We start from the raw sequence: 24,047 nt of genomic DNA on the forward strand, positions 1-24,047 counted from the left end.
GGGCGGCGGAACTTTCGATCCGCCGCCGGCCTATCCAAGGACGTATCCGTACGCCAGTTAATCTAGCCCGCCTTGGAGAGGCGTTTCACGCAGTCGTTGAGATCGTTAATGCCGGAGGAGAAGAACTCCATGCTCTGGGAAATCTCGTTGGTGACGACCGTCTGTTCCTCGATGGCGGAGGCAACGGCGGCGACATATTCATTGACCGAGGAAGTCGAGGTGGAGATGACCTCCGTGCTGTCGACCACGTCGTTGGCCGCGGCCTGCATGGCGTTAATCTCCTGATAGATGTCGTCGGTGGCCTTCGATGTCTGGGTGGCGAGGGATTTGACCTCCCCGGCGACGACCGCGAAGCCCTTGCCGGCCTCTCCGGCGCGGGCCGCCTCAATCGTGGCGTTCAGCGCCAGCAGATTGACCTTTCCGGCAATCTCCCGAATGATCTCGACAACGCTTTCCATGGATTTGGAGGTTTCCTGAAGGCGCGTCGTCAGCAGCTTCGCATGGTCGGTCTTGGAGACGATATCCGTGACCGCATGCTGCGATTTGTTCATGTTCTGGCTGATCTCCTGAATGGAGGCCTGCATTTCCTGGGTGGCCCCGGCGACGCTCTGGATTTTCTCCTGGGAGTCGCGGGAGAGGTCGGCCGCCTGAATGCGCGCCTGCATCTGGTTGGTGATGTCGGTCGCATATTTGACGACCTTGAACGGCTTTCCGTTAAGATCAAGGATCGGGTTGTAACTGGCCTGAATCCAGACTTCCTTGCCGCCCTTGCCGAGACGCTGGAACTCGTCAGAGAAGAACTCGCCCTGTCCCAACTTTTCCCAGAACGCCGTGTAGTCCTTTGAGGTGGCGTAGGTCGGATCGACGAACATGCTGTGGTGCTTGCCTTCGATTTCCTCGAGTCTGTAGCCCATGGCGCTCAGGAAATTCTCGTTGGCGGAGATGATGGTACCATCAAGATTGAATTCGATGACCGCCTGGGATTTTCCGATGGCCGCAATCTGGCCGCGGAAATCGGCGTTCTGCATACGCCGCTCGGTAATGTCGGAGGCATATTTCACGACCTTGAACGGCTTGCCCTTGGCATCGAGAATGGCGTTGTAGCTGGCCTGTATCCAGACTTCCTTGCCGCCCTTACCAAAGCGGCGGAAATCATTGGCGATGAATTCGCCATTCCCCAGCTTTTTCCAGAAATCCTGATATTTGGCGCTTTGCGCATAGGCCGCATCGACGAACATGCTGTGATGCTTGCCCTCAACCTCGGACAGGCTGTAGCCCATGGTGCTCAGGAAATTCTCGTTGGCGGAGATGATCGTGCCGTCCATCTCGAACTCGATGACGGCCTGCGATTTTCCGATGGCTTCGATCTGCCCGCGGAAGTTGGCATTCTGCTGTTTCTGGCGCGTGATGTCGGTTGCGAATTTGACGACCTTGACAGGCTTGCCGTTGGTATTGAAGATCGGGTTGTAGCTGGCCTGGATCCAGATTTCCTTGCCCCCCTTGCCGAAGCGCAGGAATTCATCGGAAAAATACTCGCCCTCGTTCAGTTTCTGCCAGAAGGCGGCATATTCCGCGCTTTTGCCATAGCCGGCCTCGACGAACATCCTGTGATGCTGTCCCTTGACTTCATCGAGGCTGTATCCGACCGCATTCAGGAAATTGGCGTTGGCATGACGGATCGTGCCGTCCATGTTGAACTCGATCACGGCCTGGGACTTGCTGATGGCGTCGATCTGGCCACGGTAATCGGCGTTCTGCTTTTTCCGCGTGGTGATGTCGGTGGCGAATTTCACGACCTTGGAAACCGTGCCGTCGCTACCCATGATCGGGTTATAGCTTGCCTGGATCCAGATTTCTTTGCCGCCCTTGCCGAAACGCTGGAACTCCTCGGACAGGAACTCTCCGCTCCGGAGGGTGGCCCAGAAGGCTTCATATTCACTGGCGGCGGCGAAGTCCGGATCGACGAACATCTTGTGATGCTTGCCCTTGATCTCTTCAAGCGAATATCCCATCGCCGAGAGGAAATTGGCATTCGCGTTGAGGATGATACCGTCCTTGTCGAATTCGATGACGGCCTGGGATCGGTCGAGTGCGTCCAGCAGTGGATTTGAAGTCTCTTTCTTAAACAGCATGGCAAGCGCCTTTTCTGAGTTTAGTGTGGGAACCTCTTCTATATTTGCGATTATTGACCAATATCCTTAAATATTACTTAACTCTATATTGTATAAATATTCGGTGTATTATTGGTGTAAATATTTAGAATAAAAGTGAATAGTTATATTTTGAGGATTTATGCGGAAAATTCCCGGAAATTTGGCGGTATCCGTCGGGGGCAGGGCGTTGAGATATAACCTGCACGATTTTTTGACTTGTCTTTTCATTGACCTAAATCAATGCCGTGGCCGCAGGGTCGCATAATGTCGTTCGTGCTGAGCTGATTAATCAGGAGAGGAAGATGACGGAGAAGACGGAAACCCCCTCAAATGACATGGATTTGTCGGGGCTGGTCGTTCCCATGGACATGGAAACATTATTCGGAATGAACCAGAAGATCTACAAGACGATGATGGCCTGTAATGACGAGCTGATGAGTTTCGGCCGCGCCCGCCTCAAGGAAGACCTTGATATCCCGCAGAAGCTGGCCAACTGCAAAAGCCCGCAGGATGTGATGGGCGTCTATGTCAGTTTTTATCAGGAGGCGGTGAAGCAATATACCCATGAAGCGGGCAACCTGACGAAAATCTGTTCGGAGTTGGCGGCAGCCCAAGCAGAGGATGTGAAACAGGCCGCGGAGTAATAATCACCTGATGGGTTTGTATTCGGACAGGACGTGACCTTGCCCCGGCGCTGCGGGGGAGGGCGGCGATTACTGTGCGCCTTATTTTTGGGCAATAAAGTAACCATATTCATTGTTTACTTTGCCCCGCTCTGCATCTTCCTGTAAAAGAAGCGCAAATATTAATCTGAAGATGCACCCGAGGAAGCAGCGCCGCCCATGACCCGTCACCTGATTACTTCTGCCTTACCCTATATCAATGGCGTCAAGCATTTGGGAAATCTGATCGGCTCCATGCTGCCGTCCGATCTTTATGCCCGGTATTTGCGCGCCCGCGGGGAAGAGGTGCTGTTTATCTGCGCGACGGATGAGCATGGCACACCAGCGGAGCTTGCCGCCCGCGAGAAAGGGCAGGATGTGGCAGAATTCTGTGCCGAGCAGCATCAGGTTCAGGCGGATCTCGGGGCGGCTTTCGATCTGTCTTTTGATTATTTCGGCCGCTCCTCCTCGCCTCAGAACAAGGAACTCACCCAGCATTTTGGCCACAAGCTGCTCGATAACGGCTTTATCGAACCCAGGGTAACCCGTCAGGTCTATTCGATTGATGATGAGCGCTTCCTGCCGGACCGTTATGTCGAGGGGACCTGTCCGCATTGCGATTATGACCGGGCACGCGGCGATCAGTGTGAAAACTGTACGCGCCTGCTGGACCCGACGGATTTGCTGAACCCGCGCTCGGCGGTCTCCGGCAGCACCAATCTGGAAGTGCGCGAAAGCCGCCATCTTTTCCTGCTGCAATCGAAGCTCGCCGATGAAATCCGCGTCTGGGTCAACCGCCATCAGGACTGGCCGGTGCTGGTGTCCTCCATCGCCCTCAAATGGCTGGATGAAGGGCTGCATGACCGCGGGATCACCCGTGATCTCAGCTGGGGCGTACCCGTCGATCTGCAGGGCATGGAAGGCAAGGTCTATTATGTCTGGTTCGATGCACCGATTGAATATATCGCGGCGACCAAGGAATGGTCGGATGAGGACCCGGACAATCGTGACTGGAAAAGCTGGTGGTATGAGGCCGATGACGTGCGCTATGTGCAGGTGATGGCGAAGGATAACGTGCCCTTCCATACGGTGACGTTCCCGGGCACGATCCTCGGCAGCCGCGAGCCCTGGAAGATGGTCGATTACATCAAGGGGTTCAACTGGCTGAATTATTACGGCGGGAAATTCTCGACCAGCCAGAAGCGCGGGATTTTCATGTCTGACGCGATCGAGCTGCTGCCTTCCGACTACTGGCGTTATTACCTGCTGGCGAATGCGCCGGAAACCTCGGATGCGAGCTTTACCTGGGACGGTTTCGCCGGAACGGTGAACAAGGACCTTGCCGATATCCTCGGCAATTTCGTCAACCGGACACTGAAGTTCTGTTCCTCCAAATTCGGTGAACAGCTTCCAGAAGGCGGCAACATCGGTGCGGCGGAAAAGGCGCTTGCCGAGGCGCTGCAACAGCGCCTGACGGCCTACAATACCCATATGCAGGATATGCAGATCCGGAAATCGATGCAGGAGTTGCGGGCGATCTGGGCGCTCGGCAATGAATATCTGACCGAGGTGGCCCCATGGACGGTGTTCAAGACCGACCCGGACGCCGCGGCGGCAAGTCTTCGCACGGCAATCAACCTGATCCGGATTTTCGCGATTCTGAGCGCACCGGTCATCCCGAACGCGGCGGCGCGCATGGCCGCGACGCTTGGGATCGAGCTGACAGCTACCGATTGGGTGGACGGCGATATTCTGGAGGAATTACAGAGACTTGAGGCCGGCCACGGTTTCGAGATTCCCGAAGTCCTGTTCCGCAAGATTTCCGACGATGAGGTCGCGGGCTGGGAAGAGCGGTTTGGCGGATCGGCCTAGTTGGGCAGGGTGTCGCGCGTGCCTGTTTCCGCGAAATTTTATCCAATTTCACTCTAATCTTTAACCGGGCTTTAAGGGCTTGCTGGTAGGCTTTTGCATATTTTTGCAGAAGGATCGCAAAGCGATGACCATACGCAAGCTTCTAAAACGCAAGGTCGTAAGAGCCTTCGCGCGGGACAAAGCCGGGACGACCGCCGTGGAACTGGCCATGGTGGCACCGGTTTTGATTACTGTTTTGGTGGGTATTATCGAGCTCAGCCTGGCGATGTTCATCAACACGGTTGTCGAAGGCAGTCTTAAGGATGCCTCCCGGCTCGGGCTGACAGGCCAGATCCAGCAGGGCTCCAGCAATACGCAGGCGCTTGTCGATATGCTCAACGATGCCTCTCTTGGGCTGTTGAATCTGACTACGGACGATGTCTCGATCCTGGTCTATGAGAATTTTGCCTATGTCGGCCAGGGCGAGGAATATACGGACCTGGACGGTAATGGCAGCTGGACTCCCGGGCCTTATACGCATTCAGACGGCACGGTCTATCCTGACGGAGAGCCCTGGGTCGAGGTAAACGGCAATGGCGTCTATGACGAGGATTTCGGTGTCGCCGGCATGGGCGCACAGGGCGATATCGTGCTCTATACCGTTGAATATAACTGGAACTTCCTGAGCGGGCAGGTGATCCCGATTCTGGAAGGTATCATTCCGATGCGGGCGTCGATCGTTGTCCGTAACGAACCCTATTAAAATGTCGCTTGTTTTATGAGAGGCGGGGAAAATCCCCGATTTGAGGTTGAAATGAGCCATTTAATTTCTTCATTATCCCACAGGATAGCTTGCCGCTTGCAGGCCTTTCTCCGCAACCATCGTGGCGTTGCCATGGTCGAATTCGCCATGTTGTTGCCGCTTCTGATGCTGCTGACAGCGGGAAGCTTCGAAGTCGCCCGCTATGCGCTGATGACGCAGAAGCTGGACCGGATCACGGCGACCCTGTCGGATCTGATTGCCCGCTCGGGCAATGAAGCGATTACGGAGACCGAAATCGCGAATATCATTGATTCCGCGCTCTTTATGGCGCAGCCCTTCGATATCAGCGATGGCAGCGTTATTTTCCTGACCTCCGTTCAGGGCCGTGCCGGGCAGGCGCCGGAAATTCTCAGCCAGCGGACCTCCGGCAACCTCACAGGATATAACAGCTTTATTGGGAGCACGGTCGGGGATGATGCGACCTTGCCAGCCGCCTTTCCCGATGCCGGGTCCGGCGAGACCTTATCTGACGGGGAAACCCTGATCATCGCGGAAATTGTCTATGACTACAGCCCGTACCTTACCGGCAAGCTTGGATTTTTCGGTGACATGGCGCTGCGGGCCCGGGCCTATTTTCGGCCTCGTTTCACCGACACCATTACCTTTCCGGCCTCTCCTTAAGCCCGAATTTTTCTCCCTAAAAACCTGAGCGCTGCCAAGCCTTTGCATAAATCGCGAGGGCAAGCGGCCCGGGCCCGTTCTTCTTCGCTTCACTCCTTACGCGGATTGCCTTGGCAATTGGCACCGTATGGAATGGCAGCAGCGTTACCTCCTTGGTATCAGGCTGTCCGCCGATACCCCCGTCATTCTACAGCGCTCTTGCCGGCCTGAATGTTTATGGCGGCGATGGGAATGGATGAATAGCCGCACTGGGTGACGACGCCAAGGGAATGCTATCCTCACTCACACCCTAAAGAGTGTTCTGCGGCTGCAGCCGGAGCCTGGATAAGAGGCGTGGGTGAGGGGGCTATAAGGGAAAGACATCAATTGCGGCTGGTCGGAGCCAAAAAAGCGGCGCCCCCCTGAGGCGCCGCTTTTGTTTGGTGTGGTTGCTTGTATCCCGGCTATTTCGAGATACGCAGGTTACTCAGCTCTTCGCCGATGGTGTTGAAGTTGTCCTGCAGCTCGGCCGCCGAGGTGGCCACGAAGGCATGCTTGGGCGATGTCGCGCAATTGCGCATCATGGTCGAGTTGCCGTCGACGAGCAGAACGGTATAGACAATGATGCCGGCGGACTTCATGGCCGTACAGGTCGCCAATACCTTGTCGTCCAGGATGTCGGGATAGTTTGAATAGGTACTGCTGTCCAACGCATCCTGATCCAGGAATCCCCGGTAGTCATAATAGATCGAGTTCGGGGTCTGATCGAAAAGTTCCGCCCGGGCGAAAGCATGATAGATGTCGTAGGAACTACTGTCGGTGCCGAGTGTATTCAGACCGTCCGTCATCAGGATGACGACCTTGTCCATATGCATCTCGTCATACTCAAGAGGAAGAGCCGTATAGGGCGCGTTGGGCGTAACTTTCGTGTTCGTCGGCAGATTTAGCGTCGACGATCCATGCCAGAACCCTCTCCAGCGGGGAGAAATCACGCGCCACCCCCAAGTCATGCCGATATTAACCGCCGTACCGCCATCATGATCCATGCTGTCGATATGGGTCTTGATAGTGCTTTTCTCGGCCGTCAGCGGCAAAACCTTTGATGTGGGGCAATATTTGTTGGGACCTTGTCCGCCCAGACCGGAGCTGATGGATACACTGCCGTTTTCTTTCCGCCAGTCATTCCGCATGACATTATCGCCGCCGCTGTTGTCGCCGTTAAAATCATTGTCCGAATCGCGATAATAGTCGTTCCAGAAATAGGGAACGAAGTCGTTTGATGGCGGATCATCGGATATATCGACGGTACCGCCAAGAAGATTGTCCCGCATCTCGACACAGCCTTCCCAGCCATAGACCGTGTCATTTATGCCGTCGCCGGTGACGTCCCGGCCAAGGGTCGTGTTGGAAGAATCCTGCGTAAAGATGCTGTTGGCGTTGCTCGTCAAATTGGTGATGTAATAGTTTTTGAGCCACTCGATATTCTGCGGGCCGACATTCACGGCCATTGTATAGGGAACGATGCCGACCCAGAGTTTATCCCGAGTTTCGTCATTGCCATATAATGTGTCTATCAGGCCCTTCGCGGAAGTTTGCAGAACGCCGAGACGGTCACTGCCGCCGAGCGAACTACTCATGGAACCGGTGTTATCGAGAACGAGAACAAGTTCCATACCGCGGTTCTGCCGCTTGATTTCGGTTGCCGCGCCGAGGGAGAGGGACGGCTGTCCGAGCACATTCATGAAGGTCGTATGCATATCCGCATTGACATTCAGCGTTATATTCTCGCGCGTGGAGTCCCAGGTGACCGTAGTGGCATCCATCGTGATCGGATCGGTGCCCATAAAGCCAGACGGGAAGTTCGCGTCGAAATATTTCTGTGCATCGGCATAGATCTCGGCGTCCGTTGGCGCGAAGATATTACGCCCGACAGCCAGACCCGCCGCATCCAGCGCTGTGGAAAGCTTTGATTTAAGGACATAGGCGCGCCCCAGATCAATGGACAGGCCGACCGCACCAAAGATGGGAATCGCCAGGAATGCGATGATAACGGCGGACACGCCGCGGCTATCTTTGATGAAACCTGGGGCAATCCGGCGTAGTGACGCAAAAATAGTTTTCTTGTTCATGCTGACACCATGCAATTCAAAATTAAATTTTACTAAGCACAGCATCAGATAAATTTTTTAACAATTCATTAAAAACAAAAATCCATTTCTGTAAAATTATACTAATTAAGTAAATATTATACGTAATAATTCGGCGTGTGTACGCATTATATCTATTTATAGAAATAAAATGGAGTATATAAATAATAAATTATCCATGTTTAAGTAAAGTTAAAAATATGAATACTGTTTTTAATAAAAATTTACGGATTTTATACTATTTTTGGACATTAAAAAAAATAATGACTTTAACTATTGATTAATGATTTGGGGATTAAATACGGATCAAGGCGCGAGGCAAGACGAACTTGGGAAGCGCTTTAAACTTAAGGGGCTTTTCAGGTTGCGGGGTAAACGCGGGCTAAAAAGTCTGAATACCAATGGGTCTTGAAAACCCGGCGGATTGAAAACCAAGTTTTGTTTAGTGTCAGGATGAAATCCTGAATATTAGGAGACTCAAAATGATTAAAGTAATCCGTTCTTTTGTAACAGACGAGTCTGGTGCTACGGCTATTGAATATGGCCTGATTGCCGCCCTCGTCGCTCTCGTTGGTGTCGTTGCGTTCACCGCTGTTGGTGATACGATTTTCGAAGCCTTTGATGAAATTGCATTTCAGTTGTGTGATGGCGCAGGTGGTGTTTACACTCCATCTGACTCTGCAGCGGGTACATCAGGTAGCTGTGCTATCTAATAGTGTGGCTGTCTGAAATTGGAGGTAACGTTATTTCCGAATAATGTTACCTCCATTCTCTAAAAGTAAGTATTTCAGTTTCCAAAAAGCGATAAGTGAATATGGAGGTTGCTATGATTAAGGTTGGTATGTTTTTCGCCGATGAGTCAGGGGCAACAGCTATTGAATACGGACTTATTGCCTCTCTTGTTTCAATCGTGGGCATCATCGCCTTCACGGCGCTGGGAGACACGGTTCTAGTCGCTTTCACGGATATCTCTGAAGATTTCTGCGTCGCCATCGGGGGCACATTTAACCTGACCGCGGACGGCGCCGACAGCTGCACCTGAGCAGCGTCTTTCCTCTTCTTTCTAATTCGATTTTAGGCTGTCATTCATGGCATTTCCTGGATGCTGTCCGCCTTCGAAAATTAGCGCAAATTTTCGGCGTTTTTTAGGGGCATTTTTCCAGCGTCATTTTAGTGTAAAACCCTTTAAATTCCTCAAAATTTAGCCCGTAAAGCCCGACAAATTTAACCTGAAATTAAGGTCTTCGAGGGTAGGCTCTTCACATATTGCAACATAATGGAATTAGCACCATGGCGCGAAAAATTATTCTGATCGTTTTTGCTCTCCTGATTACCGGATCCACGGTCTGGTTTGTCCGGAACTGGGCGGGCCAGCAGCAGGCACCCGTCACCGAGACCGCCGAGGTCGAAGTGAAGCGGGTGGAATCCAACGTCAAAATCCTGGTTGCTGCCACTGATTTGCCCGCCGGTACGCTGGTACAGGAACAGCATCTGGCCTGGCAGTCCTGGCCGGAAGACGACGACAATAAAATCGAGGACATCTATATCGTCGAAAACGCTCGTCCGCTTGAAGATTTTATCGGAACGGTTGTTCGTCAGGGGATCGTGACGGGAGAGCCGATTACGGACGCCCGAATGGTTAAGCCCGGACAGAGCGGATTTCTCGCGGCGGTTCTCAATCCCGGAAAACGCGCCGTTTCCATACCGATTGACATGACCTCCGGGATCGCCGGATTCATCTTTCCGGGAGACCGGGTGGATGTGATCTTGGTACACTCCATTAAAGAATCAGAACTGGTAGAAGACACAAGTTCCGCTCGCAGAGCGAGTGAGACGATCCTGACCGACGTGCGTGTGGTTGCCATGGACCAGTCGACCAACGATCAGCTTCAGGAAGCCTCTATCCGCCGTGTTGCAACGCTGGAAGTCTCGCCAAAGGGTGCGGAAATCGTTGCGGTTGCGACCGAGCTTGGCCGCCTGACCCTGTCGCTGCGCAGCATTGCGCGCGTTGAGGATGCGGAGAAGAGCAAGGATGGAACCGTGGCTTTCAAGGCCGAGCGCGGCCGGGGCCACACCTGGGATAGTGAAGCAAGCCGCCTGATTACCGGGGGCACACCGCGTACGGGCATTCCCACAACAGTCATCAATGTCGTGCGGGCGGGCGAAGCCAAGCAGCAGTTGTTCGACTAAGGAGTAGTTTCGATGTTGACAAGACTTTTCAAACCATTGGCCGCATTGGGGCTGGGATTCCTGTTGGCCATCGGTGCATCGGGATCAGTCCAGGCCGCACAGGTGATCAATTCCAAGGGTGATATTCTCGCCCTGACGCTGAATTCAGGCAAGCTGGTGCAGCTCGATCAGCCGGCTACGTCGGTTTTCGTCGGAAATCCGGAGCTTGCCGACGTGCAGATCCAGTCGCCGACAATTATCTATGTCTTCGGTAAGGGGACCGGCAGCACCAACCTGTTCGCGCTTGATAGTCAGGGCAGAGTACTGTTGAATTCCCCGGTCTCCATTACCCATGACGTAACCTCCCTGAATGATTCGTTGCAGGAGTTAAGTCCGTACGGCGGCTTGAAAGCACGTTCGACCCCGACCGGTATCATGCTGACGGGACGGGTGAAATCGGCCGCGAAGGCGGAGGATGCACGCCGCATGGCGGAGCTTTATCTTAATGGCGGCACCGTCTTCAACCGGATTGAGGTTGCGGGCGCCATGCAGGTGAACCTTCGGGTGCGTGTTGCGGAAGTTTCCCGCTCGGTCACCAAGCAGTTTGGCGTGAACTGGGAAGTCTTCGGCCAGATTGGCGATGGATTCCTTGGTCTTGCGACGCCAACAGATATTGTAACCGACACTGCCACCGGGACGATTAACCGTTTGGGTGCAGGCACCAACTATGTATCAGGTTATAGCGACAGTAATGTCAACATCCTGAATGTCATTGACGCTCTGGATGAAGAAGGGTTACTGACGATCCTGGCGGAGCCCAATCTGACAGCTTTATCTGGAGAAACGGCTCAATTCCTGGCTGGCGGCGAATTTCCTATTCCGGTCCCGCAGGAAGACGGAGCTATTACGGTTGAATATAAACCATTTGGTGTTTCTCTATCGTTCAAGCCGACCATTGTTGACGATAACCTGATCAATCTGCAGGTACGGCCGGAAGTCAGTCAGCTTTCATCGAACTCAGCGATTAATGTGGGCGGCTCCTTTATCCAGTCGCTTCTGACCCGCCGGGCGGAAACCACGGTTGAACTTGCCAGCGGCCAGAGCTTTGCCATTGGCGGCTTGCTCAGCAATGACGGCGACAACAATATCTCGAAGACACCGTTCCTCGGGGATATCCCGATCCTCGGCGCGCTTTTCCGCTCGTCTTCCTTCCAGCGGAACGAGACTGAGCTGCTGATTATCGTGACGCCATATCTGGTGAAACCCAGCAACTCGCGCATAGCAGAACCGACGGACGGCTATATTCCGCCGAACGACAAGGATCTGTATATCGGCGCGCGTAATTTCCGTCCGACCCTGGGCGATGCTGCGCCGGAAAGAGACGGCCGTGATGTTGCCAAAACAGCGCAAACGGACGATGTCAAACTTGTTGGCCCCGCCGGCTTTATCCTGGAGTAGATCTTATGAAACGGACATATCTTAAGAAATCGGCGACGTTGGCCGGTCTGATGGGCCTGCTCCTGATGGTGGCTGGCTGCACATCGCCGGAAGGCCTGTTCGGAGCCATCGATGAAACGGCAAGCCCGGAGAAGGCAAAGCTGGAGAAGAAGATTACCGTAAGCGAACTGACGTCGACGGTAATCGTTGAATTCGAATCGGGCCGTTCCGCTCTTGCCGACATGGAAAAAGGCAAGCTGCTCGGCTTTATCGACGCCCAGCGCCTGAATTTTGGCGAAGCGGTGGAAGTCGAACTGCCAACGTTTTCAGGCAGCAACGGCCTGAACGAACAGCGTTTTGCGGAGGTGGCCGAGTTCCTCACGGATCGCGGCTTCAATGTTGCCCCCCGGGTGACCCGTGAAAATGCCCCTGATTCGCTGCGCGTGTATTTCGTGCAATATGTCGCGACGGTTGATCCAAACTGCCAGAAGGGCTGGTACAAACCCGAAGGTATTTCATACGAAAACCTGCCGCTTCCTTTCATGGGTTGCGCCAATGCGGACGCTCTCGCCGGTATGGTGGCGAACCCGAGAGATCTGGTCGCTCCGGCGAATTCCGATCCGATGATTGGTGAGCGCGCGGCGCGTCCTGTTGAAGTTTACCGTCAGGGCGCAGGATCGGGTGCGGCACCTGTTGCCGCTGGCAGCGGGCAGTAAGGGAGTCTCAGGAAATGGCTAAATCATCATCTTTAAGCACGCTTTTCGGTAATGCGGTTTGTGAAGATTTCATGGCCTTCATCGAGGATGAGAAATCCCTCGGGGTCAGCCGGGAAGTCTGTGATGCCCTCGATTTTTCCTCCGATGCCACCCAGGATGGCGGCATAACGGCGGCGCTGAACCGCATTGAGCCGGGCCATTCGCCCAAGGTGGTTCTCGCGGACATTACGAAAAGCATCGATCCCGAAAGCGATATCACCCGGCTTGTCCGCAAGATGGGCCATGAGAACACGTTGATTATTCTTGGTTCTTCCAACGATGTCGGCGAGTTCCGCAAGATGATCGCACTCGGCGCCAAGGACTATCTAGTCAAGCCGCTGACGGTGGAGATCCTGAAGGACGCGGTTGAAAATGTCGATCGCCAGTCACAGGCGCTGCAGGCCGCACAAAGCGGCAAGCTGACCGTCCTCGTCGGCGTACGCGGTGGTGTCGGGGCAACGACAATTGCCACGAACCTCGCCTGGATCATGGCCAATGAAGAAAAGCTGCCGACGGCACTCCTCGATATGGACCTGCATTTCGGTACGACGACGCTGTCGCTGGATATCGAAACGGGCGGCGGCTTCCGCGAAGCCCTCGAAAATCCGCACCGGCTCGACAAGCTGTTCCTCGACAGTGCCATCGTCAAGGATGGCGATCGCCTCGCGGTTCTGGGAACGGAGGAGCCGATCGACGAGCTCGTGGATATCACCGAAGAATCCATCGACGCCCTGATCGGGGAGATCAGCCAGGACTATAACCAGGTCATCGTTGATCTGCCGCGGCATCTCCTGCCGACGCAGGGCGCGCTTTTGGCTTCAGCAGATACGGTTATTCTCGTGTCCGATCAGTCGCTTGCCGGTATCCGCGACATCAACCGGATTACCCAGGCGATGACGACGCTCCAGACCAAGGGACGCATCCTGAAGGTCGTGAGCCGTGTTGGATCGGACCGCGCCGCGCAGGTGTCCAAGGCGGACTTCGAGCGGGGCCTGAACGAGGCGGTGGATTATGTCATCCCGGAAGATGCGAAATCGCTGACGATCTGTGCCAACGCCGGCAAGGCGATCAGCGAGGTCGCGGGAAAGACGGCCATCGCGAAAGTATTGCGCGAATTGTCGGCGGCTGTATCCGGATATGAAAAGCCGCAGAAGAAGGGCTTGTTCACGCTGGTTCCGGGCGGCAAGAAAAAGAAAGAAGTGGGACATAAAACGTGAGTTTGTGGCGTTCATCTTCATCGGACAGTAAAGGGAAGGCAGCGCCGGTAGCCCCGAGCGTTGCCGGACCGCAGGCGGCCGACCTTCTGGCAAAATATATGCCGGAGATGACGGAAAAGCTGCTGCCTGACATTGATGTCAATGAGAACCGTTCTGCGGTTGCGCAGATGGTGAAGACATATCTGCGCGACGCAATGAAGCGTGAAAAGATTGAACTGAACGTCCTTGAACAACGCACGCTTGTCAACGATCTGACCCAGGGTCTCTGGGCGGAGCTTTCAAAAAAGAAATCCGGTCTTCCGGCAGCGTCCCAACCCAATGTCCCGGTTCAGGGCAGCAGCGATCAGCCTGAGCCCTATCTGAACGGCTCGGGCGACAGCGCCAGCTATACCCAGATCGTCGAAGAAGGCGTGACCGTCTTTGGTGCCGATCCCGATGCTCCGGTCGAAGTGCGGGCGCAGTTTGACCGTCCGGCCGAGACAATTCAGGCCGAGTCCTATGACGACAACGATGACGATGAAGAGGATATGGCTCCGATCGTTCCTGTCGCGAAAACGCTGGAAAAGGAAGAAGAGCCGGACGCGAACGATAAATCCGCTTCCCTGTTCAACATTTCCATGGCGCCGGAGACAACCGGGGTCAAGATCAACGCGCATCTGGAAAGCGTGAAGAACGTCATTCAGCCGTTGTTGATGGAGCGCATCGATATTAGCGCGGCCGTCACCATGGATCGGCTGGACCTTGCCCGCGATATTTCCGATATCATCACCGATATCCTGATTGAGGAGCGTATCCAGCTCAACCAGCGTGAACAGCGCGAACTGACCGAAAGCCTGATGCATGACATGCTGGGGCTGGGTCCACTGGAGCCGCTGCTTGCCGACGAATCAATTACCGATATCATGGTCAATGGTCCCAAGCAGGTCTTCATCGAGCAGAAGGGCAAGCTGGTGCTGTCCGACTGTCAGTTCCGCGACAATGCCCATGTGATGCAGGTGGCCGGCCGGATCGTGAGCCATGTCGGCCGTCGTGTCGACGAATCAAACCCGCTGGTGGATGCGCGTCTTGCCGACGGCAGCCGTGTGAATATCATCATTCCGCCGCTGGCCATTGACGGCCCGTCCATCTCTATTCGTAAGTTTGCCAAGCAGAAGATCACTCTTGATGTGATGGAACGGCAGCAGAACCTGTCGTCCGCCGCGGCCACTGTTCTCAAGGTTGCCGGCCGCAGCCGCCTCAACATCCTGATTTCCGGTGGTACGGGTTCGGGTAAGACGACCATGCTGAACGCCATTTCGCAGCTGATCGATCCGGGCGAGCGTATCGTCACCATTGAGGACGCAGCGGAACTTCAGTTGCAGCAGCCACATGTTGTCCGTCTTGAAACCCGCAGCGCCAACCTTGAAGGCGGCGGCGAGATCTCGATGCGCGACCTTCTGAAGAACGCCCTGCGTATGCGCCCGGACCGGATTATCCTCGGCGAAATTCGTGGCAGTGAGGCGATTGACATGCTTCAGGCCATGAATACCGGCCATGACGGCTCGCTCTCGACAATCCATGCCAACCGCCCGCGTGAGGCACTGACCCGGCTTGAAAACATGGTCGGTATGTCCAGCATCAACCTGCCGGCCAAGGCCGTGCGGACGCAGATTGCCTCGGCCATCGACCTGATTGTTCAGATCAGCCGTATGCGCGACGGCGTGCGCCGCGTCACCTATATTTCCGAAGTGGTCGGCATGGAAGAAGACGTCATCACCATGCAGGACCTGTTTTGGTACGAATTCCAGGGCGAAGACAAGGGTGGCCGCCTGCTGGGCGAGTTCAAGTCGACCGGTCTGCGCCCGCATTTCGCACCGCGCGCCGCCTATTTCGGCCTTGAGAAAATGTTGTTGGGAGCAATATGATGTTTGACGCTGGAGGAGCTGGTAGTCAGTTAACAATCATGCTTGTTGTGGGCGGGGCGACGCTTCTGATTTCCCTGCTGCTGTTGCTCGCCTTTGCGGGCGGTGACGGCCATTCCCGCGAATCCAGGCGTCGGCTGGAAGAAATCAGCATGGGGCAGAAGCCGACCGGCAAGAGCCAGGCGCGCAGTTCAGCCCGCCGGGCACAGGATACCAGCGGCATCAAGATTATCGACGGCATTGTGCGGGCCCTCATCCCGAAACCAGATCAGTTGAAGATCAGGCTGGAAAAGACCGGCTTCAAAATGACGGTGTCGAAATACGCGACGGTCACCGGCATGGTGATCGTCCTGATCATCGGCTATTCCCATTATCTGTATGGTCTGAACTGGTTCCTGGCGGTTCCGGTCGGGCTGGCGTCCGGGCTGTTCATCCCGCATGTCACGGTTGGCTATCTTGGCAAGCGCCGGATCAACAAATTCATGAAGAACTTTCCCGAGGCGATCGAGCTTCTGGTGAGGGGCCTGCGTGCGGGTCTGCCGATCAGCGAGGCCATCGTGACCGTGGGTCATGACGCGCCCGATCCTGTGGGCAAGGAATTTCGCGGCGTCGCTGATGCGATGCGGGTCGGCCAGAGCCTGGAGCAAGGCTTGTGGGATGTTGCCCGTCGGATTGATCCGCCGGATTTCAAATTCCTGATTATCGCCATCTCCATTCAGCGCGAAACCGGCGGTAACCTTGCCGAAACGCTGGGCGGCCTCGCCAATACCCTGCGCAAGCGCCGTCAGTTGAAGCTCAAAATCAAGGCCATGTCATCCGAAGCCCGGGCGAGTGCCTGGATCATCGGCTCGCTGCCGTTCATCATGTTCTTCCTGTTGTGGCTGGCGAATGACAGCTATGTCATGAAGCTCATCGAGGATCCGCGCGGTATCTATATGATCGGCGCCGGTTTGACGATGATCGCCTCCGGCGTGGGTGTGATGGCCAAAATGGTCCGCTTCGAGATTTAGGAGACAAAAATGGTTGATCTAGCCACCCTGCTGCCCGACTGGTTGCGTGACGAGAATATGCTGGCCCTGATTGCCGGGGCGGCTTCCCTCGCGGTGGCCCTGATGATGTGGAATGCCTTTCTGGTAAAAGATGCCCTGCCGGGCCGCATCAAGAATCTTGAAAAGCGCCGCACCAAGCTGAAAACCGATATCGCCAACCAGACCAAGCAGCGCAGCAAGCTGATCGTGCGCGAGAATATCATGCACCGGGTGGTCAAGAAGCTGCAGCTGATGCGCGGTGAGCGCGCGAAACTGATTGCGGCAAAACTGGCAAAGGGCGGCTGGCGGTCGAAAGACGCGCTTGTCGCCTATCTGTTTGCCCGGATCTCCCTGCCGGCCCTGTTTGCCATCCTGACAGGTACCTACTTGTTTGGTACCGGTATCGTCGACTGGGGCTTCGCGGTGAAGCTTCTCGTCTGTGCCGCAGCCGGTCTAATCGGGTTCATTCTGCCCGATATGCTGGTCAAGAACCGGATTTCAAAGCGCTATACGGCGATTCGCAAGTCTTTGCCGGACGGGCTCGACCTTCTGGTGATCTGTACGGAGGCTGGACTGAATCTTGACAGCGGGCTGGATCGGGTCTGCCGCGAAATGGCTAACTCGGCGCCGGAGTTGTCGGATGAACTTGGCCTGACCTCCATCGAGATCGGCTTCCTGCCGGATCGTAAGATGGCGCTCGCCAACCTTGCAAGCCGCGTTGATTTCCAGGCGATGCAAACGCTAGCCAACACGCTGGTCCAGACGGAGAAATACGGTACACCGCTGGCCGTCGCGCTCCGTGTCCTGGCCGCCGAAATGCGAGACGAACGCATGATGAAGGCCGAAGAGAAGGCCGCGCGCCTTCCGGCCATCATGACTGTCCCGATGATTATCTTCATCCTGCCAGCCCTGTTCATCGTCCTGATTGGTCCGGCGGTCCTGAAAGCCATCGACGCCTTCGCCGGCGGGGGTTAAGTCTGCTGGCCGGGGCAGGGAGCCCTCGCTCCCGCCATCTTGCTTTCCATACTTACCGCATCCATTCTGCCTGTGTCTGGTTTCCCAGCACAGGCTTTTTTATGGGTAATATAACCTCGCTTACCGACGTACTGGCCGCCTATCAGCAGCCTTCGCTCCCCTATACCGTCGGTCATAGACAGGCGGCATCCCCTCCGGTACCGCAAGGGAATGGCATAACAGGTAGGGCTGGACAGTCGCTCGTACCGTCTTGCGCTCAATAGGTACAACCTTGTTAAAGAAGGAGAGAGGGCGCCGAACTATGACGCTCATAGGGCGTCGGGGTGCCACAAAAAACGGGCCCACAATGGGACCCGTTTCTGTTGGATCTGGGAGCGGTGAGGTCAGAGGGCACCGTCGAAGCCGTCCTTCTCGAAATCCGCAATGACGTTGTCGCCGGAGGCCGGGCTTTTGCCCTTGTCGTCCTCAGCCATTCTCTGGTTCGGGGCGAGGGTCGGCAGACCGTCCTTCTTGACCGGTGTCTTGGCTTCCGGCGCGCTTGCCATGAAGCAATCGAAGCTGCGATCGCGCAGGCTGCCGCAGAGCTGCATGGTTTTTGTCTTGTCGGAGAAACCGCCGATCTTCAGGCGGTAATAGAGGCCGCCCTTTTCTTCACCGAGGTCGATTTCCTGGATGACCGGCTCGATATCGCCAAGCAGGTCAACATTCTGGGTCTGCACGATCGTCCAGCCTTTCTCCGCGAGCGGTTTTTCCTTATAGGATCCGATCTGGAGGAAGTAGCTGCCGCCATCCGGCTTGTAAATCGCGGCAGGACCGGTTACGGGCTGATCGTCCGAGCGCATTGCGATTGTTGTAGCCTGAGGCATCTCGCCTATCGGCGTTTCCGCGATCATCGGGGTCTTTTTCTCGGGAACCGGTGCCGGTTTCTTCTCCAGCGTCCATTCACGGGCCGGAGCGGCCGGTTCTTCCTTCTTCACGACGGCCGTCGGTTTTTGAACGATCGGCTCGCTCTTCTTCACGAAGGTCACCGGTTTTTCTTCGACCGGTTCTGCGTCCTTCTTGACGGAGGTTGCGGGCATCTCGGCGGGTTTGGCCGGTTCAGCGCTGGCGATGGCCATGGGTTTTTCCATCACTTCGGCTTCCGGAGCCGCTTTTTTCGCGACAACCACAGGGGCGACATCCTTGATCGGGGCTGTCTTGGTGGCCGGAGGCTCGGCGCGGGCCATCATCATCGGGGAATCAGGAGCCGGAACCAGGGGCTTCGGCGTTTTGGCGACTACAGCCCGGTCTTTTTTGGCGCTGGCATCGAGGGACAGATCCTCTTTTTCAGCACGCGCCATCAGAACATCCGGATTTTTCGGCTCCTGCGGCATCGGGGCTGTCAGAACTTCGGTCACGACCTCGTCCTTCGATGCCTTCATCAGCTTGATCTGGTCATCAAGGGCGAGAACCTGCTCGTTCGGTTTGCTGTTCAGCGCCTCGAAATAGAGGCTGTTGTTGCGGGCATCCTTCTCGGACAGATCCATGCGCGAATATTTGAGCGCTTCGCCGGATTTACCGGCCATGCCGTAGGCGAGGGCCAGCGTCTGACGATGTTCCGCCGTCGCCTTCGGGTCTTCCGTTACAACGGAGAGGATGGCGATTGCCTGCTCCGTCTCGCCGGAGAGGGCGTGGGAGAGGCCCAGATTGCTTTTGTAATTCAGATTGTCCGGATCGGCCTTGATGGCCAGCTTGTAATATTCCTGTGCCTTGCGGTGATCGCCCGCCTTATCGAGGGCAATGGCGATACCGCCGAGGGACTTGGCGTTGCTGCCGTCAAATTCCAGGGCTTCCGCAAAGGTCCGGGAGGCAAGATAGGGCTTTTCCATCTGCAACTGGCTGTAGCCGATGCCGTGATAGGCCGGGATGTTCGCTGCATCGAAGGTGTGAACACGCTCATACACCGCAATGGCGTCTGCCGGACGACCGGTCTTGCGCAGGATTTCGCCAATCTTCAGATAGGCATCCGGGTTGGTCGGCTGCTCCTTGGCGGCCATGGCGTAAAACCTTAGCGCTGTCGCCGAATCCTTTTTGGCCCAGGCCCGGTCCCCCACACGCATCATCGATTCGATGGTCATGCCATCGCCGGCTTTCGGGTGAGGGGTGCTGCTGACAGCGACAGGCCTGTCTTCCGCCGAATCGGCGGAGGCAGAGTGATCAGAGACGGTGTTACATCCCGCAACCACCAGTCCGGTTGTCGCGAGGAGAACTGTCCGAAGACGGGCAGCAAAAGGGTTATGTTGCGGCACAGCTTTTGGCCTCTCTATTTGAGAATTAACAAAAATCTACGCTACAAATTACGGGCATCTTCCTTAAAAACGGTTAATGTAAAGGGAAAATTATCCTAAAATTCACCATCTGCGACTGAGAAGCGGTTTTTTGCGCCTTGGAGGCTATAGCCGTCGGCGTTTTATGCCCGGCGTTGGCGGGGCGGGCTGGCTTTCCGGAGATCTGCTGTGGCGGTTGACATCGATGGGTTGCTGCTGCGTGACGCTGACCGGCTCGCGATAGGGCGGGGCGGGATTGACCACGGCGGGGCGCGACGGATCGACAAAGCGGTTGAACATGCCGGAGCGAATCTGGTCGGGCATCACTTCGAACAGGGCAATGGTGCTTTCCAGCCCGATACCATTGACGAAATTGGCGATGGCGATGGTCAGCAGGCCCGTCCGCACGGTTCCGGGGTCGATTCCCTGCTCGTTACAGCGTGCGAGAGCGTCTGAAAATTCCTTTGCGACGATATTGTTCATGGTGTCCCTGTTCATCTGTGGCTCCTTGCGGTTGACGCCGCGCCGGGCGGCGCCGGTTGACATGTACAGATAACGTCTGCCGGATTGATTTGTGACGGCAGGACGTGAAATCTTTGAAAATGGCGTGTTGCGGCATTTACCCCTATAATAGGATGAAAAATGCAGGAGATTGGAATGTCAGCCGAGCTTGAGGAATTTGCGGATCTGGTCAGAAAAAGTCGCTCTATCGCAATCTTTACCGGTGCCGGGATCAGCACCGAATCGGGAATTCCCGATTTTCGCAGCCCCGGCGGGCTGTGGGAGAAGAACCGTCCCATCGATTTTTCCGAATTCCTGCAGTCGGAGGAAGCGCGCCGCGAAAGCTGGCGGCGCAAGTTCGCCATGGAGTCGGTTTTATCAAAAGCCGAGCCTAATAAAGGGCATATGGCCATTTCCTCACTTTATGAGCAAGGAAAGATCTGTGCCGTCATTACCCAGAATATCGATGGCCTGCATCAGGCCTCAGGCGTCAGCGATGCGGATGTGATCGAGGTGCATGGCAATACCACCTATGCCAAATGCCTCGATTGCGCGACGCGGATGGAGTTGGAGCGGGTGAAGGAGATATTCGCCGTGGATGAAACTTTGCCGAGCTGCGAGAAATGCGGCGGACTGATCAAGACTGCCACCATCTCTTTTGGCCAGGCGATGCCGGTGGAGGAAATGCGCCGGGCGGCGGAAGCGGCGCTCAGCTGCGATCTGTTCGTGGCGATCGGTTCTTCCCTCGTTGTGTACCCGGCGGCGGAGATCCCGCTGACGGCGAAACAGGCGGGCGCGCCGCTAGTCATTCTTAACCGCGAGCCGACGCCGCTCGACGGCTATGCCGATCTGGTTCTGCACCGGGAGATCGGGGAAACACTTGCTTCTGTCACAAAACTGTAAAACAAGGGTATCATATAGAGACGGCTGCGCTGTCCGCGGCGCTACCACTTGGGCAAGAGAACTCTGAATGTACAATAGTAATGGTTACTTATGGAAAATGCTGCTGTTTATAACGGTGGCGACAGTGCCCGTTGCCATTGTTTCATTTTGGTTACTGAGCCATGACTATATCCGGATCGGCCATGTGGCGCTGCTGATCGGGGCGGCGGTGCTGCCCGCCTTTCTGTTGTTTGCCAAGCTGGTGCGGGAGATGCAGGCAGTTGCGTTCCGGATGGAGCGGGCGGCGATCATGTCGCCCCTTGAAGGGGATGATCGCAGCACTCTGCGTGAAGGTTTGCTGCCACTGGATAACGTATTGCTGACCATGGAGCAGTACCGCCGGGTGCTGCAGCATATGTTGCGGGAGGCGCAGGCGCGCCAGGATGAGGCGTCGCTGCTGTTCGACATGCTGCCCGACCCGGTTTTGGTGCTCGGAAACAAGCGGCGCATCCGCCGCTCAAACGTCGCGGCGAATCAGTTTTTCAGTGTCGAGGAGGTGGAGGGGGACCTGACCCGCTTCATCCGCCATCCGGCGCTTCTGAAGGCCGTAGACACGGCCTACGAGGGCAAGGAGCCGGACAGCCGGATCGAGTTTACCATCTCCGATGTGGTGCCGCGCCATGTCGCGGCCTACATCGTGAATCTGAAGGATGAAAGCAGCGAGGGCCTGCGTCTCATCGTGACATTGCATGACCTGACCGCCTCCCGACGGATGCAGCAGATGCGCGTCGATTTCGTCGCCAATGCGAGCCATGAGCTCAGAACTCCGCTCGCGATCCTGATCGGCGCCCTTGAAACCCTGATGGGGCCGGCGCGCAACGATCTGGAGGCGCATAAGCGATTCTTTACCATGATGCAGGCGCAATCCCTCCGGATGTCACAATTGATTGATGATCTTCTCTCCCTCTCCCAGATCGAGATTAACGAACACAGCCGCCCCTCTGACCGGGTGGATCTGGGTAAGGTTCTGTGCGGGGTCAGCAGCCTGATCAAGGCGAAGGCGGTCAATCTCGACAAGTCGCTCATGCTCGATCTGCCGGAGGAACCGGTTTTCGTGACAGGTGATTTTGATCAATTAACCCAGGTCTTTACCAACCTGGTGGACAATGCCCTGAAATACAGCTTCGAGAAGAGCGAGGTACGGGTTGAAGTGCGCCCGAGCGGCCGGGAGGCCCGGGTCGCGGTCATCGACGAGGGGGAAGGGATCGCGGAAGAGCATCTTTCCCGACTGACGGAGCGATTTTACCGCGTTGACAGCGACCGCAGTCGCAAGCTCGGCGGCACCGGCCTCGGACTCGCCATCGTCAAGCATATCGTGAGTCGCCATCGCGGCCATCTGGAGATTGACTCAGTTGTCGGAAAAGGCTCCCGATTTACGGTCAGGCTGCCTCTTTCTGCCGAATAAGTCGCAGTTTTCTGCGGCTTTTCCGTTGTAACATTACTGTCATGAAACTGTAGTAATTCTGTCGTCATTGAAGCGCACTGTCCCGCCATCGACAGAGACGCTGTCGAGATGAATTAACGGAGAATGAAACGTGCTAAACAAAACTTTCGGTCTGGCAATCGCCGCAACGGTCGCCACTGTTGCCTTTTCAGGACAGGCCCTGGCTCGCGATCAGATCAGGATCGTTGGGTCTTCGACGGTATTCCCATTTTCAACAGCAGTCGCAGAAGCCTTCGGTAGCAACGGCAAATTCAAGACTCCCGTTGTTGAAAGCACCGGTTCAGGTGGTGGTCTCAAGCTGTTCTGTGCCGGTGTCGGCATTGATACGCCGGATATCACAAATGCGTCGCGTCGTATCAAGAGTTCAGAAGTTGAGAAATGCGCCGAAGCAGGCGTAACCGATATTACGGAAGTAAAAGTCGGCTACGACGGGATCGTGATTGCAAACTCCAAGGTGAATGCACCGCTGAGCCTGACCAAGCAGCAGATTTTCATGGCCCTCGCCAAGCAGGTGCCGATGGACGGCAAGCTGGTCGACAATCCCTACATGACCTGGAAGGATATTGATCCGTCACTGCCGGATACAAAAATCGAGGTTCTCGGGCCGCCTCCGACCAGCGGCACCCGTGATGCCTTCGTCGAGCTTGCCATGGAAGGCGGCGCGAAGGAATTCGACATGCTGGCAGAGATGAGCAAATCCGACAAGAAAGGTTTCAAGGCAGCCGCACATACCATTCGTGAAGACGGCGCCTTCATCGAAACAGGCGAGAATGACAACCTGATCGTTCAGAAACTCGAAGCCAACCCGGATGCCGTCGGCATCTTCGGCTTCAGCTTCCTCGACCAGAATGCCGACAAGCTTCAGGGCGCGACGGTAGGCGGTGTTGAGCCGACGTTTGAAAATATCGCGGAAGGCGACTACGGCATTTCCCGCTCCCTCTACTTCTATGTGAAGGATGCGCATGTCGGTGAAGTTCCGGGTATCAAGGAATATATCGCCGAGTTCACAAGCGAGAAGGCTTTCGGCGAGTTCGGTTACCTGACGGAAAAGGGCCTGATCCCGCTGACGGAAGCGGAGCGTGAAAAAGTGCGCTCCGACGCCCTGGCGCTCGCCCCTCTGAAACTGATGTAATCAG

At 55.7% G+C, this 24,047-nt stretch carries 20 protein-coding genes; 16 read left to right on the forward strand and 4 right to left on the reverse strand.

Annotated elements, in window-relative coordinates:
• Positions 1–62 precede the first annotated feature (62 nt).
• Positions 63–2,132 carry a PAS domain-containing methyl-accepting chemotaxis protein gene (locus AAC599_RS06075; protein ID WP_340149513.1) on the reverse strand — a complete coding sequence of 690 codons (2,070 nt, stop codon included), beginning with the start codon at positions 2,130–2,132 and terminating at the stop codon, positions 63–65.
• 323 nt (positions 2,133–2,455) lie between these two features.
• Between AAC599_RS06075 and AAC599_RS06080 the strand changes: the two genes are divergently transcribed.
• From AAC599_RS06080 to AAC599_RS06095, 4 genes are all read left to right on the forward strand, one after another.
• Positions 2,456–2,797, forward strand: a complete 342-nt coding sequence (locus AAC599_RS06080; protein WP_340149514.1) for a phasin family protein — start codon at positions 2,456–2,458, stop codon at positions 2,795–2,797.
• Between the two features lie 198 nt (positions 2,798–2,995).
• Positions 2,996–4,687, forward strand: coding sequence for a methionine--tRNA ligase (metG, locus tag AAC599_RS06085; RefSeq protein WP_340149515.1), 1,692 nt, complete (start codon positions 2,996–2,998; stop codon positions 4,685–4,687).
• A 124-nt stretch (positions 4,688–4,811) separates the two neighbouring features.
• A complete protein-coding gene (locus AAC599_RS06090; RefSeq protein WP_340149516.1) occupies positions 4,812–5,429 on the forward strand; it encodes a TadE/TadG family type IV pilus assembly protein in 618 nt (205 codons plus the stop codon).
• A 96-nt stretch (positions 5,430–5,525) separates the two neighbouring features.
• Entirely contained in the window at positions 5,526–6,110 is a 585-nt protein-coding gene (locus AAC599_RS06095; RefSeq protein WP_340149517.1) for a TadE/TadG family type IV pilus assembly protein, read from the forward strand.
• A gap of 443 nt (positions 6,111–6,553) precedes the next feature.
• Here AAC599_RS06095 and AAC599_RS06100 read toward each other — a convergent pair whose 3' ends face one another.
• The gene (locus tag AAC599_RS06100; RefSeq protein WP_340149518.1) at positions 6,554–8,218 is read right to left on the reverse strand and encodes a TadE/TadG family type IV pilus assembly protein; all 1,665 of its coding nucleotides are present in this window, start codon (positions 8,216–8,218) and stop codon (positions 6,554–6,556) included.
• Between the two features lie 500 nt (positions 8,219–8,718).
• Here AAC599_RS06100 and AAC599_RS06105 point away from each other — a divergent pair, with 500 nt between their 5' ends.
• From AAC599_RS06105 to AAC599_RS06145, 9 genes are all read left to right on the forward strand, one after another.
• Positions 8,719–8,949, forward strand: coding sequence for a Flp family type IVb pilin (locus AAC599_RS06105; protein WP_340149519.1), 231 nt, complete (start codon positions 8,719–8,721; stop codon positions 8,947–8,949).
• Between the two features lie 113 nt (positions 8,950–9,062).
• Positions 9,063–9,278 (forward strand): Flp family type IVb pilin, encoded by a 216-nt coding sequence (locus AAC599_RS06110; RefSeq protein WP_340149520.1) that lies wholly within the window; start codon positions 9,063–9,065, stop codon positions 9,276–9,278.
• Between the two features lie 248 nt (positions 9,279–9,526).
• On the forward strand, positions 9,527–10,426 hold the full coding sequence (gene cpaB / locus AAC599_RS06115; RefSeq protein ID WP_340149521.1) for a Flp pilus assembly protein CpaB: 900 nt from the start codon (positions 9,527–9,529) through the stop codon (positions 10,424–10,426).
• 12 nt (positions 10,427–10,438) lie between these two features.
• A complete protein-coding gene (locus tag AAC599_RS06120) occupies positions 10,439–11,863 on the forward strand; it encodes a type II and III secretion system protein family protein (protein WP_340149522.1) in 1,425 nt (474 codons plus the stop codon).
• Positions 11,864–11,868: 5 nt separating this feature from the next.
• Positions 11,869–12,558, forward strand: a complete 690-nt coding sequence (locus tag AAC599_RS06125; RefSeq protein ID WP_340149523.1) for a CpaD family pilus assembly lipoprotein — start codon at positions 11,869–11,871, stop codon at positions 12,556–12,558.
• A 14-nt stretch (positions 12,559–12,572) separates the two neighbouring features.
• Positions 12,573–13,814 (forward strand): AAA family ATPase, encoded by a 1,242-nt coding sequence (locus AAC599_RS06130; RefSeq protein WP_340149524.1) that lies wholly within the window; start codon positions 12,573–12,575, stop codon positions 13,812–13,814.
• On the forward strand, positions 13,811–15,718 hold the full coding sequence (locus AAC599_RS06135) for a CpaF family protein (protein ID WP_340149525.1): 1,908 nt from the start codon (positions 13,811–13,813) through the stop codon (positions 15,716–15,718). The genes AAC599_RS06130 and AAC599_RS06135 overlap by 4 nt, the downstream gene beginning before the upstream one ends.
• On the forward strand, positions 15,715–16,725 hold the full coding sequence (locus tag AAC599_RS06140) for a type II secretion system F family protein (protein ID WP_340149526.1): 1,011 nt from the start codon (positions 15,715–15,717) through the stop codon (positions 16,723–16,725). The genes AAC599_RS06135 and AAC599_RS06140 overlap by 4 nt, the downstream gene beginning before the upstream one ends.
• Before the next feature lie 9 nt (positions 16,726–16,734).
• A complete protein-coding gene (locus tag AAC599_RS06145; RefSeq protein ID WP_340149527.1) occupies positions 16,735–17,718 on the forward strand; it encodes a type II secretion system F family protein in 984 nt (327 codons plus the stop codon).
• 383 nt (positions 17,719–18,101) lie between these two features.
• Here the strand turns inward: AAC599_RS06145 and AAC599_RS06150 are convergent, their stop codons facing one another.
• Both AAC599_RS06150 and AAC599_RS06155 read right to left on the reverse strand, forming a co-directional pair.
• Complete coding sequence (locus AAC599_RS06150; RefSeq protein WP_340149528.1) at positions 18,102–20,006, reverse strand: tetratricopeptide repeat protein; 1,905 nt, start codon at positions 20,004–20,006, stop codon at positions 18,102–18,104.
• A gap of 144 nt (positions 20,007–20,150) precedes the next feature.
• On the reverse strand, positions 20,151–20,522 hold the full coding sequence (locus tag AAC599_RS06155) for a hypothetical protein (RefSeq protein WP_340149529.1): 372 nt from the start codon (positions 20,520–20,522) through the stop codon (positions 20,151–20,153).
• A gap of 159 nt (positions 20,523–20,681) precedes the next feature.
• Between AAC599_RS06155 and AAC599_RS06160 the strand changes: the two genes are divergently transcribed.
• The 3 genes from AAC599_RS06160 to AAC599_RS06170 all read left to right on the forward strand — a co-directional run bounded on the left by AAC599_RS06160 (position 20,682) and on the right by AAC599_RS06170 (position 24,043).
• A complete protein-coding gene (locus AAC599_RS06160) occupies positions 20,682–21,428 on the forward strand; it encodes a Sir2 family NAD-dependent protein deacetylase (protein WP_340149530.1) in 747 nt (248 codons plus the stop codon).
• A gap of 67 nt (positions 21,429–21,495) precedes the next feature.
• A complete protein-coding gene (locus tag AAC599_RS06165; protein ID WP_340149531.1) occupies positions 21,496–22,872 on the forward strand; it encodes an ATP-binding protein in 1,377 nt (458 codons plus the stop codon).
• A 130-nt stretch (positions 22,873–23,002) separates the two neighbouring features.
• Positions 23,003–24,043 (forward strand): PstS family phosphate ABC transporter substrate-binding protein, encoded by a 1,041-nt coding sequence (locus tag AAC599_RS06170; protein ID WP_340149532.1) that lies wholly within the window; start codon positions 23,003–23,005, stop codon positions 24,041–24,043.
• The last annotated feature ends 4 nt before the right edge of the window (positions 24,044–24,047 follow it).

The sequence above is a fragment of the uncultured Sneathiella sp. genome, from assembly GCF_963976355.1.
GTDB lineage: Bacteria > Pseudomonadota > Alphaproteobacteria > Sneathiellales > Sneathiellaceae > Sneathiella.

Excerpts from the sequence above, each read along its gene's own strand:
- AAC599_RS06160 (WP_340149530.1), top strand. The coding sequence starts at position 20,682 with ATGTCAGCCGAGCTTGAGGAATTTGCGGATCTGGTCAGAAAAAGTCGC.
- AAC599_RS06105 (WP_340149519.1), top strand. The coding sequence starts at position 8,719 with ATGATTAAAGTAATCCGTTCTTTTGTAACAGACGAGTCTGGTGCTACG.
- AAC599_RS06080 (WP_340149514.1), top strand. The coding sequence starts at position 2,456 with ATGACGGAGAAGACGGAAACCCCCTCAAATGACATGGATTTGTCGGGG.
- AAC599_RS06090 (WP_340149516.1), top strand. The coding sequence starts at position 4,812 with ATGACCATACGCAAGCTTCTAAAACGCAAGGTCGTAAGAGCCTTCGCG.
- AAC599_RS06075 (WP_340149513.1), bottom strand. The coding sequence starts at position 2,132 with ATGCTGTTTAAGAAAGAGACTTCAAATCCACTGCTGGACGCACTCGAC.
- AAC599_RS06165 (WP_340149531.1), top strand. The coding sequence starts at position 21,496 with ATGTACAATAGTAATGGTTACTTATGGAAAATGCTGCTGTTTATAACG.
- AAC599_RS06130 (WP_340149524.1), top strand. The coding sequence starts at position 12,573 with ATGGCTAAATCATCATCTTTAAGCACGCTTTTCGGTAATGCGGTTTGT.
- AAC599_RS06100 (WP_340149518.1), bottom strand. The coding sequence starts at position 8,218 with ATGAACAAGAAAACTATTTTTGCGTCACTACGCCGGATTGCCCCAGGT.
- AAC599_RS06125 (WP_340149523.1), top strand. The coding sequence starts at position 11,869 with ATGAAACGGACATATCTTAAGAAATCGGCGACGTTGGCCGGTCTGATG.
- AAC599_RS06140 (WP_340149526.1), top strand. The coding sequence starts at position 15,715 with ATGATGTTTGACGCTGGAGGAGCTGGTAGTCAGTTAACAATCATGCTT.
- AAC599_RS06110 (WP_340149520.1), top strand. The coding sequence starts at position 9,063 with ATGATTAAGGTTGGTATGTTTTTCGCCGATGAGTCAGGGGCAACAGCT.
- AAC599_RS06120 (WP_340149522.1), top strand. The coding sequence starts at position 10,439 with ATGTTGACAAGACTTTTCAAACCATTGGCCGCATTGGGGCTGGGATTC.
- AAC599_RS06145 (WP_340149527.1), top strand. The coding sequence starts at position 16,735 with ATGGTTGATCTAGCCACCCTGCTGCCCGACTGGTTGCGTGACGAGAAT.
- AAC599_RS06155 (WP_340149529.1), bottom strand. The coding sequence starts at position 20,522 with ATGAACAGGGACACCATGAACAATATCGTCGCAAAGGAATTTTCAGAC.
- metG (WP_340149515.1), top strand. The coding sequence starts at position 2,996 with ATGACCCGTCACCTGATTACTTCTGCCTTACCCTATATCAATGGCGTC.
- cpaB (WP_340149521.1), top strand. The coding sequence starts at position 9,527 with ATGGCGCGAAAAATTATTCTGATCGTTTTTGCTCTCCTGATTACCGGA.